Origin of the sequence: Helicobacter pylori, from assembly GCF_014496485.1 — a bacterium.
Taxonomy (GTDB): domain Bacteria; phylum Campylobacterota; class Campylobacteria; order Campylobacterales; family Helicobacteraceae; genus Helicobacter; species Helicobacter pylori_DD.
On the sequence record NZ_JACTAX010000008.1, the window covers coordinates 34,637 to 46,394 of the forward strand.

Genomic DNA, 11,758 nt, shown 5'->3' on the forward strand with positions numbered 1-11,758 from the left:
GGTAGATCTATTTCTTTATCATTGGGCGCGTTATTTGGCGTGCGATCTTTTATCGCTGATTGGGGGGGGGGGGTAACTTTGAATGAATGAATCTTGCATGAAATCCCTTAATGAAAAAGTGAGAAAATTATAGCGTAAAGTTTTGAGATTGACTTTAGAGATGCGAGCTTGAATTAAAATCAAATAAAGTTTTAGTTTTAATATTTAATGGAATAAAGCCCTTAAAATCAAAAGCGCTTCTTTTTCTTTGCTATAATCAATCTCAAAAAACCAACTTTTTTAAAACAAAGGAATGATTATGCAAGAGATTTTTTTATGTTCCATTTCCAATGTGCGCAGTGGGGATTGCAAGGAAGATTGCGCTTATTGCACGCAAAGCTCACACCACCAAGGAGCGATCAAGCGCTATAAATTCAAAGATGAAAAAGTGGTTTTACAAGAGGCTAGAGCGTTAAGGGAATTAGGGGCTTTAGGGTTTTGTCTGGTTACTTCAGGGCGCGAATTAGACGATGAAAAATGCGAATACATCGCCAGATTAGCTAAAGCCATCAACAAAGAAGAATTGGGCTTGCATTTAATTGCATGCTGCGGGCGCGCGGATTTGGATCAACTAGAGTTTTTAAGAGATGCGGGCATTCACAGCTATAACCACAATTTAGAAACTTCGCAAAATTTCTTCCCTAAAATTTGTTCCACGCACACATGGGAAGAAAGGTTTATCACATGCGAAAACGCTTTAAGGGCGGGGTTAGGCTTGTGCAGTGGGGGGATTTTTGGGCTTAATGAGAGCTGGGAAGATCGGATTGAAATGCTCAGGGCGCTAGCTTCACTCTCCCCGCACACCACGCCGATTAATTTTTTCATTAAAAACCCGGTATTGCCCATTGATGCAGAAACTTTAAGTGCGGATGAAGCCCTAGAATGCGTGCTTTTGGCTAAAGAGTTTTTGCCTAACGCTAGGCTTATGGTGGCTGGGGGGCGTGAAGTGGTGTTTAAAGATAATGACAAACAGGAAGCCAAGCTTTTTGAATACGGCATCAATGCGGTGGTGTTGGGGGATTATTTAACCACCAAAGGCAAAGCCCCTAAAAAAGATATAGAAAAACTGCTCTCTTATGGCTTGACAATGGCGACAAGCTGTCATTAATGAGAGAACTTTTTAAAAGCGTTAGAGGGTTTTTGCGCCTTCTTAGAATGATTTTCCCCGAGCGTCTGAAAAACGCCTTTTTGGGCTTGAGCGAATTGTTTTACTACGCTTCCAGCTTGAGTTTTTATACGATTTTGTCTTTATCGCCTATTTTGTTGTTTGTGTTTAGTCTTTTTGTGTCTCATTACATGCAAGCGCACAGCGGTGAAATGGAAGCCTTGATCTTCCCTAACGCCCCTAAACTCATTGGCGCGATTAAGGATTTTTTAGAAAATTTTAAAAAAACAGACATGACTTTAGGCACGCTTGAAGAGGTGTCCATTGTGGTGGCGTTGGTGCTTTTTTGTGAAAACTACCGCTCCATCGCATCAAAAATTTTTCAAGCAAAGCCTAGAGATTATGCGCATTTTAAGGGTAAAGAAATCTTTTTATTTTGGGGGTTTGGCACGACTTTAGTGTTTTTATTCGCTCTGCCTTTGGTGGTGTTTTTTGATATTAAGATCCAAGTGTTTTTTGAAGATAAAGATTCAAATTTGTTGCATGTTTTAAGATGGATAGGCACTTACGCGTTTTTTTTGATCCTTTTTACCATTCCCACGAACAAGGTGTTTAAACATTATTTTTGGGTGTTTTTATGGGTGTTTTTTACGAGCGTTTCTTGGCATGTGTTAAAATGGGCCTTCACCTATTATGTGTTATACAACCGCACTTACCATGAGCTGTATGGGAGCGTTTCTATTTTGTGGTTTTTGATGAGTTGGGTGTATGTGAGCTGGCTTGTGATTTTAATTGGCATGTATGGGTGTAAAATGTGCGACACATACGATCCTAAAGGAGTGTTTAAGAAATTTTTAGGCTTTTTTAAAAAAGAAACTTGATGAAAAAGTTTTCTTTTAGATCGGTTCTAAAAATCTAAAAACAAACCCCACAAAACCCCAACTAAACAACTTAAAAACAAAAGAAATAAAAAACAACACCAGCGGAAGAATAAAGAATAAAGAATAAAAATCTAAAAAGCTAGAAGCGTTTTTTACAATCAAACTAAAGATCTTGGTTGTAAAGCGATAACTTTTTAAAGAATAAAACTTTCTAAAAACATTTCTTATCACTCTTTGGAATTGAAGTGCAGTTTAGGGATTTTAAAAACTTCATAAACTTCCTTTAAAAAGAAGCTTAGATAAGAATTCTAAAAGAATGTAAGTTTTAAGCGTTCTCTAAGCTTCAAGTTAAATTCAATTAAAAATCATTTGGAAATATAACACAAACTTTTTAAACAAAAGCTTAAAGAATAATTTCATTCCTTTAGCATTAGCTACAAGTTCTTATGAAATGAACTGAAAGTTCTTTGGTTCTAGCTGTAAGTTATCAAGCGAGTTTCTAGTAAGTTCTAAAGTGGTGTCATTCTAGTTCTTAATCGTGTAGGCAACCTAGTTCATACCATTAGAGCAAACAAGTTCTTAATCTATTTCCCTGAGTTTCTTTATGGGTGTGAGCTATTAAGTTCTAACTTGTGGCTCTTAGTTCTTATCGTGTAGCTACCTAGTTCTCTAATTTTTGCTTACAAGTTCGTATCAGTGGGCTGTAAGTTCTTTTTTGTTAGCAACTAAGTTCTTATCATTTAGCTATTTAGTTCTTAATATTTGGCTACAAGTTCTTTCAATAAAAGCCTCTAAGTTTTTATAGCATTACTAACAAGTTCTTGCTCTTAAATTTTGTAGTAAGGGAAGTAAGTTCTTGAATGAAATTTTTATCCCTTGACTAGATTAAAAAATATCTCATCTATCAGAGCACTCTCTTTAAAACTTTTTGAAAAAAGTTAGCAAAAACCCTTATTTTTTAAAAATCTAGCTCCAAGCCCCTTGAATACGAAGTTTTAACCTAATGTGTACGCACGCATGGTGTTATCCTGCACCTATTTTTGATTTAGGTCTTTTTTCAATTCTTTGTGCTATGCTACAAAGATAAGCATTGGGCGTTTTTAACGCTATTCTTAGTAAGGGAAATGAAGTCAATTTGAAAGCGTGTGAATTAGATAAAAATTTAGCAATGTTGTTAAGTCTTAAAGGGTTTGTGTGCTGGATAGGGCTATAGATACTAAGCTAGATAGTCGCCCTATGGATTTATCTTTTTTAGATGATATTTTAGAGCATATGCGAAGGCCTAGACCCAGCGATAGCGATAAAGTGGATAAAAGATTGCTCATTAAATTCAATCAATTTAGTTCTAGTCCAAAGTCTATTAAATCTAATTTAGTTGGCGCAAAGAGCACTAGTCCCGTGCTGATTAAAAACATAGGGCAAATGAAACGCTCCCATTTAGAAAATGCCCTAAGCTATGCTTTAGAAAACAGCGAAACAGCCTATAATGAAATGTTTATGGAGTGCGACAAGCAATTCATCTTAGAGACTTGGCTCAATGACTTTGATTTGACTAATGACTACAGCGAAGCTATGCACTTAGTTTTTTCTATCAAAGACAAGCCAGATGAGGAGATAATGCAAGGGCTTTTATACTCCACTTGGGAAAGTTTAAAAGTAAGGTTACCTGAATATAAATTTGCTCTAGTCCCCCATACACACCAAGACCACGCCCATATCCATTGTTTCATCAACAAGACTAATCAACTAACACGAAGAAGACTGCGTTTTAAAGGGCGTGAGGATTGCAAAGAATTTTTTAACGAATTAAGAAATGAGTTTGCTTACCGACTGAATAACCATTTATTAAGCGAAGAATACCTGTATGTCAATGAGCCTAAGCTCAAAGAATTAGACAATATCAAACAGCAATTACAAGACTTGGAAAAAGAAGAAAAAGCCTTAGAACAAATTAAAACCCCACAAGATGAGTGGGATTTAAACAAGGCTTTACAAAAAGAATACCTACAAACTCTCAAAGACAAAAACAAAGCAAAAGTCCTAGACATTCAAAACAACCAAAGCACTCCTTTAAAACAAAAGATTTCTGCATTTAAAATCGCTCTTTTTAACCACAAAGACACAAGCGATGATGAAAAAGAAAGCCTAGATATTGACAGAATAGACAAAAGAAAGCCAGTGAGCGAACACTTAAAAAACACGGGCAAACACGAGCTATACGAACTCTTAGGCTTTTATCAAAAAGAATTAGATAAAAAACAAAAACATTGCACCTTTAAGAATTTTCATATTCTCAATGATTTAGACAAAAACTTTGAAAGAGAGACTAAGGGCTTTTCTGTGTTAAAGAAAAAAGAAATGCTACTAAGTAAGCTAGAACGCCTAGACAAACGCCCTTTGGATAAAAACTCACACCTACTATTAGCTCAATTAAGAAATGAAGTGAGAACTAAAAACAACACACAATACAATAATTTAACTAATCCTATTTTTTTAGCCAAAGCCTTAGAACTTCCTAAGGACAAGCACCCCACTCTCAAAACCTTTAAAAACGCTTATTTTAGTGCTAGAAAATATCAATTTATGCTAGAAAGCTTTAAATCTAAACAAGATGACCCTACCTATAAGCTTAATGATAATACTTGTGAGTTAGTGAGTAAGCAATTACAAGACTATCAAAAGACTATGCTCTTACTCACCAAAGAAAGACTACTCTTTTTAGAACAAGATTTAAAGCAAAAAGAAGAAGAGTTTAAAAGAGCCAAAGAGAGCTATTTCAAAGCCCTAGAAAGCTATAAAGAGACTTTTTCATTACCCTTAAAAGAAAAACAAGACTTTCTCAAACAAACTAAGCAATTTTCTAAAATTTCTAAGGATATTCTCTATACTTGTAATGAAATCATAGGAGCTAATAGGTTTTTAACCCACTATGACAACCTAAACCTTGAAAAAGTCCTAGAACACGCTAAAGATACTAAGCTAGAGCAAAAAGAAATTCAAGCTATCACCAAAGAACCTAATAACGATGAGCCTTGGATTGAGTTTGGTAAAAAAGAACAAGCTAGAGCTAAAGCACACTATCAAGCTATGCTAGAAAAAGAAAAAGCTAAAGAATTAGCTAAACAACAAGCTAACACCTTGCACTCTAATGAGCTTGATTATGACCCCAAAGCTCATGCTGGATTGAAAGAAAATGATAGCAATACAAATTCTAAAGGGCGTAATAGGTAATACTCTAAAGTAATTTAATTTAATGCCCTTAAAAAGATAGTATGCCCCTTGATTAAGTGGGTTTCTTTGCTTGTTCTTTTTGTAAAATAGCTAACTCTAACAAACACTCAAATAGATTACTATAAAATGCCCCACAATCAAAATAAAGCCATAAGATAAGACAAACTATTAACCTAAAAACAAAAACGCTTTAAAACGCCTTGTAGAGCTTAAATTTTTCTTAAGTAGCACGCAAAAATTTAAAACCTTAAAGTTTTCTTAAACATAATCATAAAGCAAGTTTAAACCTAACCCTTGAACCTACTATCAAATCAAACTTAACTCTTTTAATACTAAGAGCTAGAAACAAACCTTAACCCTACACACTCTAAACAAAAACCTTTCTAATCCTAAATGCTAATGAGACAAACCGCTTACAACCTAACTTAAATAACACAAGCCTTGACTAATCATTCCTCCCACAACTAACATGTCATTGATAGATAATTCCTATTTTTCTTTTATTTTGATTTTGTTCTTATTTTTACTAATAAAAGAAATTAAAAACTTTCCTTAAACTAAACCTAGCCACAACTAACCTTATGGCTCTTTCAGTCAGTTTGTCTCTTTTAATCAAAAGTTCTTTTTTTTGATTTTTCTTTTTTCCTTTAGCAAGTTCCTAGTTATCTAATTTAATCAAGTTTTTTAAAAAAAAAGAAATCCCCCTCATGACATGATATTTACTAATAACATGTTTACTCAATAGGTTAGGAAAGAAAGGTAAACCTTTCTTTCCCTTAATATTTTTATAACTATACGGAACTTAAGTTCCGCTTTCATATCTAATATCCATAAACACGCACTTCTTAACCTTAAAAAGCGCTTAAAGCTTACTTTCAAAAACTATTTAATCGTTGATAAATTCAATTTTTGTATTTAGTGAGTAATGCAAATAACTATGTATTTGATTATTTACTTTTAAGGGGGCGAAATTTTGCTTTTATGCCTTAGTTAAAAGCGGAACTTTTTAGAGATTTAGATTTAAAGGCGGAATTTCAAATCTCTAAGGAGCCATGCAAAATTTTTAAAAATACCGCTTTTAGAACCTAACAAACTAAAAAACATAAAACTCTCATTCTTTAACTATTTTAAAGATAATCTCAAATTAAGAAGTTTTAGAATGCTTAGCGAAGAGCAAGTGATTAACTTTCTCTTTGAACTCGCTCAAAATAGAAAACCCAGCTCTATGGCTAAGTATGTGATGTATTTAAGACAATTCTTTGATTATTTGGATAGAAAAAGGCGTTATAGTTTTGATTTTACGCTTAAAAACCTAGCCTTTGCTAAGACCAAAGAAAGCTTACCCAGACATTTAAACGATAAAGACTTAAAGAGTTTTTTAAAAACACTCTTAGACTATAAGCCAGTTACAAGCTTTGAAAAACGCAATAAGTGTATTCTACTTATTGTAATACTTGGGGGACTTAGAAAATGCGAAGTGTTAAACATAGAATTAAAACACATTCAAGTAGAAGAGCAAAACTACTCTATTTTAATTCAAGGCAAAGGTAGAAAAGAGAGAAAAGCTTATATTAAAAAGAGTTTGTTAGAACCAAGCTTGAATGCTTGGCTTAGTGATGAATATAGACTAAAATATTTTAATGGGGCATATCTTTTTAAAAAAGACAAACAAAAAGCACAAAATTCTTTAACGCTTTATAACTTTATCCCCTTAATTTTTAAACTAGCTCAAATCAAACACTATAAGCAATATGGCACAGGCTTACATCTATTTAGGCATAGTTTTGCAACACTCATTTATCAAGAAACCCAAGACTTAGTTTTAACTTCAAGGGCGTTAGGGCATAGCTCCTTACTCTCTACTAAGATTTATATTCATACCACACAAGAGCATAACAAGAAAGTGGCTCTTGTGTTTGATAGTTTGATAGAGAACAAGAAGTAAGGTGGTTAAAATTGATTAGGTAGTTTAGTGTAATTAGTTTAAATAATCTTATTAAGATAAATAATCTAGCATTAGATAGTTTTAATTAACTATTTAATGTTTTATTGCTAATTAAAAATGATTAGTTTTATAAGGGTTGTTAAAATCATTGAGATTTTATAGAGTTAGCTTAAATTACAAAATATTCTAAAAACAATGTAATTATAGATTATTGTTACTCATTAAGAATATATTTGATTAACAATACAAATAACTAAATTCTATTAAATACTGATAGATTAACTAAAGCTATTAAATACCTACTTAACAAGATTGTTTATCGTCTACGCTTAGGTGTGGGGGTGTATTCATTGGAATTGTCTAAATCATCTGCGTTGTCATGGGAATTTGAGTAAGTCGCTGTTTTAATTTGGTCTATTTTGTCTATTAAAAAATCATAAGCACTTAAAGAAAGGTCTTTATAGTGTGAAATGGGTTCTACCATATCTATTTCTATGCTATAACGCTTTTTATCTAACTCTTGCAAAGAATTTTGAAGAGTTAGTAAGTCTTGCTTAGTTATTTTTTGAGAACTTAAAAGCTTGTCAAATAAATTATTGTCATTATGCAAAGCCACTGCTATATCAAAAATATCTCTTGTTTTATTATCAGTTTTTCTAAAAGTAATCTTTTTAGCGATAATATTTTCTAAACCTTCTATATAAATATCAAAAGCAAAAATCTTTTTAGAATTATCTACATATCCCTCATTACTAGCATAATCCACTAAAACATCTATTTTAATGTTGTCTTTATTCGTTACGCCTATATGATTATGTTGGTCTATGTATCTTGTGCTATCAAAATGACTGCAATTATCTATCCATAATTTAGGGCTAAAAAATCCCAAACATTGAGCATCATTGACAAACAAATCAATATCAAAGCTTAATCTATGCTGGAAGTAATACATGCTCAAAGCTGTGCCTCCTCCAAACTTAATACTACTAGGATTAAGCCCTAAATTCAAAGCATTTTTAATAATGGGATAAAATTGTTCTAGGGCTTGAATTTGAGCTTGAAAGTTGTTTTTGATAAAACTAAGGCTCTTTTCATTGATAGGGATTGATAGAAAGGACATGTAAAATATTCTCCATAGGAATGTGATAGTCTTGTGAAAACCATTCTATTTCTTGCTCTAGTGCCTCTGTTTGAATTGTGCCTATAATATACTTGTCAGTATTGCTTAGATTAGTTGTTTTTTTATCCATAAAAAGCCCTATAAGATACTCTAAGCTCACATGCTTATCTTTATTGCCAATAGAGTTATTGATTGTAGCTAATAACATAGGGGCAAATGACATTTTTATCCTCCCTAAATTGATTTGATTGTAGTTTAGCAAATTTTGTGTTGGTTTTGGTTTGACTTATAATGATTGTTTAGCTATAATACGCCTACATTCGTAGGGCTGACCGAAGCCCACTTTCTTATAGCTTATAGACTACTTAGTTTTTCCAAGTCTTTATTTCCAATATTTTTGATTAAATCATCTAAAAATGAAACAATTTTGTTAGGCATGATACTAAAGTTGAAACTTTTACTTGTAGGCTTTTCTAATTCTCTGATAAAGCGTGTTGTAATGCGTGGGCGGTTGTTTGGCTTGATTTTTAGTAGGTTTTCCCAATGATACGCACGATTTCTAATTGTCCATAGCAAATTTAGGGCAATATGAGCCTTAATATAATCATAAAGACTTTGTTTTCTGTCATTAACAAGCAAAGTGTTTTTGTTGTCTTGGTAGTATTTTTTAAAATTAAAATGCCTTAGATTTAAAACCGAGCTTTCTAATTTATAAAAAAGATAAGCTTAATCACTGCTCCCAAAGACATTTTAGACAAGATTAAAGAATGCGAGATTTCTTTTTTCTTGTTTTTTAATACTCCTTAGCAGAAATCCCAATCGTCTTTAGCGTTTGGGATGAATGCTACCAATTCGTGGTATAATATCCCCGTACATTCGTATCTAGCGCAGGAAGTGTGCAAAGTTACGCCTTTGGAGATATGATGTGTGAGACCTGTAGGGAATGCGTTGGAGCTCAAACTCTGTAAAATCCCTACTATAGGGACACAGAGTGAGAACCAAACTCTCCCTACGGGCAACATCAGCCTAGGAAGCCCAATCGTCTTTAGCGGTTGGGCACTTCACTTCTTCTATTAAGGGGATTAAAGAATTTTCATCAAACGCCCATTCACTCCCCTCATTCTGAGTGAGACAATAATCTAATGCGTTGCGTAAGTAAATCTCTAGATTAGAGATTTTAGGCATGATTGAACTAATTAGTTTTAGGTTTTCTTTATATTGCTCTAGGTTGTCATAAGTGTCTAATCTATGCTTTGGATAGAATGAGCGTAATATCGTTTTTAAAATCTTGTAAATCTTGTATAGTGTCTCTTAAATGGTTTGTTAAACTGATTATAACACAAATAAAATTAGCTATAAGACATTGTTATTACTTGTTAATAACATATTTAATCAGTAATTCAAATAATCAAAACTAACTCAATACTTATAAAATAACTAAATACTTGATTGTTATTTATATATTTTTAAAACTTTATGTTATAATGATGAGTGAGATATTAAGTTTCAATTAAAGGAATAAAAATGATTAAGCTAAAAGGTTTGAATAAAATTTTAAGGACAGGGTTATTAGCTGGAGCGTTGGTGGTGTGCTCCCCGCTTAATGTAATGGCGAAACCTTTATTTACAGATGCTAACTTAATTGACTATCTCAGCAAATCTAAAAGCAATATTAAGAAAGAATACGCCATTGATTGTAATTCTCAAATTGATGGTTCTAAATATTTGAATGATGGTTGGAATTTATCAAAAAATCTTCCACAAGAATGGAAAACCGCTTTTCTTTCTTGTGTTAATAAAAAACAGCTATCTAAAAAAGAACAAGAATTACAGAAAATAGTAGATGAAAGAAATGAGCAAATTAAAAAAGATGAAGAGTGGCTAGTTGCTTGTAGAAACTATGTTAGAGAAAGCCGTAAAAAAGCGGAAAGTAACTTTCTTAAAAAAAATCGTTGTAGCAAAAGTGAAGAAGGTAAAATATCGTGTTATAGCAATGCTTTTTATAGTGCCTATGGAGACACAAAACCCAAATGGTGGACTTATAGTGGCTCACACTTTGAAGAAAAATTTGAAAACGAACAAAATCAAGCTGACCATGAATGCCTTTCAAAAGCTGCAAGTCTAGCCATAATGCACCCAAAATTAGAAATAAAAAGAGCTGTTAGACAGCCTTGATTTTCAATCGGGAGCAATTTCTGGAAAGCCAAATTGGTTTGTTTTTACCTTGCCTAAGATTTGCTCTCTTGTTTGGTATTGGGTTGATTTTGTGCCCTTTAAATTTGTGTTAAACCCATAGTCTGTTTTGTATATGTCTGCTATAATCTCACTTTGCACTGCCATAGTTTGATTTAAAAAGAGCATTTGATTGGTGATCTCTTTTAAATACTTTATCGTGAGTAACCTAATGCTTTGATTAAAATTCGCATAGGCTTGGCTCTGAGCATCTTTATTAGGAGCTTTAGATAAATCAAGTGTGAGAGTTTGGATTTCTTGCTCTAGCTCGTTGTCTAGGCGAGTTTTTTCTAGGGCTAATGGCGTGCAAGTGCCATTTTCTTTGTTTTCTTTACAATATTGTATCCCTTGATTATTATGGTTGGCTGTGGGGTCTGTTACGCCTAATTGTTGTTGAATATCAGCTAGTCTGTGTTTTAGATAATCTGCTTTTGCATTAATTTCTTTTTGTTTTTTAATCCTTTCTGTTAATTTCATCGCATCTTGTTGAAATATTTTCATTTTATATGCTTGATAGTTACCATTGAGAATATCCAAACTAGCTTCTGCTGATAGTTGGTTATACCTTGCTTGATTTTCATCTTTGATTAGCTCTTCGCATAAAATCAATCCCATATCTCTACCGCTTAATTGTCCAGCAAAAGACTGCAAATTTTCATAGCCATTATTACTTAGAGCTTGGATTAAATTTTGCATATCTTTCACTTGTGCGGTTTGCTTGCCTGTTTTTGTAATAGCATTGTTAAGATTGCTTAAATTGGCAATCTTATTGTTAGTCAATTTGTTAAAATCAAAAAAAGGGCATTGTTGCTGTAAGTATTTATTCCTTAATAAATCTCTTGCGTTCCAATTTTCTATGCTTTGCTTTAAATTCTCATAGTTATATTTAATACTCTCTATTTGATACTGAGCGTTTTGTATCACTTGCATAGGGTTTGCTAAAGTGATAGCACTGCTACTAATCAAAGAGTTAGTCGTATTTATCATGTTATTGACTTTTTGCAACTGATTGATTTGAGCTTGAGCTTTAGAGATAATCTCTTCATATTTTTTAATGCTATCTACCATTTTACCTATCACAGTGGCTTGACCAGCATGAAGCTCTGGGTCATTGACAATCAAAGGAGTTTCCCCCTCTGCAAACACGCTATTGCAATATAAAAGCACACTAAAACCTATATTAAAAACTAATTTTTTCATTATAA

At 32.9% G+C, this 11,758-nt stretch carries 9 protein-coding genes and 2 pseudogenes; 5 read left to right on the forward strand and 6 right to left on the reverse strand.

Features of this window, described 5'->3' with window-relative positions; all coding sequences use genetic code 11:
* Positions 1-30: 30 nt before the first annotated feature.
* On the reverse strand, positions 31-183 hold the full coding sequence (locus IC572_RS07795) for a type III restriction endonuclease subunit R (RefSeq protein ID WP_232263347.1): 153 nt from the start codon (positions 181-183) through the stop codon (positions 31-33).
* Positions 184-298: 115 nt separating this feature from the next.
* Here IC572_RS07795 and IC572_RS05365 point away from each other — a divergent pair, with 115 nt between their 5' ends.
* The 4 genes from IC572_RS05365 to IC572_RS05380 all read left to right on the forward strand — a co-directional run bounded on the left by IC572_RS05365 (position 299) and on the right by IC572_RS05380 (position 7,201).
* A complete protein-coding gene (locus tag IC572_RS05365) occupies positions 299-1,147 on the forward strand; it encodes a biotin synthase (RefSeq protein WP_127972117.1) in 849 nt (282 codons plus the stop codon).
* On the forward strand, positions 1,147-2,025 hold the full coding sequence (locus tag IC572_RS05370) for a YihY/virulence factor BrkB family protein (RefSeq protein ID WP_187855305.1): 879 nt from the start codon (positions 1,147-1,149) through the stop codon (positions 2,023-2,025). The genes IC572_RS05365 and IC572_RS05370 overlap by 1 nt, the downstream gene beginning before the upstream one ends.
* Positions 2,026-3,219: 1,194 nt before the next feature.
* The gene (locus tag IC572_RS05375; RefSeq protein ID WP_187855306.1) at positions 3,220-5,256 is read left to right on the forward strand and encodes a relaxase/mobilization nuclease domain-containing protein; all 2,037 of its coding nucleotides are present in this window, start codon (positions 3,220-3,222) and stop codon (positions 5,254-5,256) included.
* A gap of 1,069 nt (positions 5,257-6,325) precedes the next feature.
* Positions 6,326-7,201, forward strand: coding sequence for a tyrosine-type recombinase/integrase (locus IC572_RS05380; protein ID WP_332246592.1), 876 nt, complete (start codon positions 6,326-6,328; stop codon positions 7,199-7,201).
* Positions 7,202-7,517: 316 nt separating this feature from the next.
* Here IC572_RS05380 and IC572_RS05385 read toward each other — a convergent pair whose 3' ends face one another.
* From IC572_RS05385 to IC572_RS05400, 4 genes and pseudogenes are all read right to left on the reverse strand, one after another.
* On the reverse strand, positions 7,518-8,321 hold the full coding sequence (locus IC572_RS05385) for a nucleotidyl transferase AbiEii/AbiGii toxin family protein (protein ID WP_187855307.1): 804 nt from the start codon (positions 8,319-8,321) through the stop codon (positions 7,518-7,520).
* Complete coding sequence (locus tag IC572_RS05390) at positions 8,293-8,544, reverse strand: hypothetical protein (RefSeq protein ID WP_000006537.1); 252 nt, start codon at positions 8,542-8,544, stop codon at positions 8,293-8,295. The genes IC572_RS05385 and IC572_RS05390 overlap by 29 nt, the downstream gene beginning before the upstream one ends.
* A 131-nt stretch (positions 8,545-8,675) precedes the next feature.
* Positions 8,676-9,118: pseudogene (locus IC572_RS05395) on the reverse strand (CAAX protease); the annotation flags it as partial.
* 262 nt (positions 9,119-9,380) lie between these two features.
* Positions 9,381-9,624, reverse strand: a pseudogene (locus tag IC572_RS05400) (CAAX protease); the annotation flags it as partial.
* 221 nt (positions 9,625-9,845) lie between these two features.
* Between IC572_RS05400 and IC572_RS05405 the strand changes: the two are divergent.
* Positions 9,846-10,496 carry a hypothetical protein gene (locus tag IC572_RS05405; RefSeq protein WP_187855308.1) on the forward strand — a complete coding sequence of 217 codons (651 nt, stop codon included), beginning with the start codon at positions 9,846-9,848 and terminating at the stop codon, positions 10,494-10,496.
* Between the two features lie 3 nt (positions 10,497-10,499).
* Here IC572_RS05405 and IC572_RS05410 read toward each other — a convergent pair whose 3' ends face one another.
* Positions 10,500-11,753 carry a hypothetical protein gene (locus IC572_RS05410; protein WP_187855309.1) on the reverse strand — a complete coding sequence of 418 codons (1,254 nt, stop codon included), beginning with the start codon at positions 11,751-11,753 and terminating at the stop codon, positions 10,500-10,502.
* Positions 11,754-11,758 lie beyond the last annotated feature (5 nt).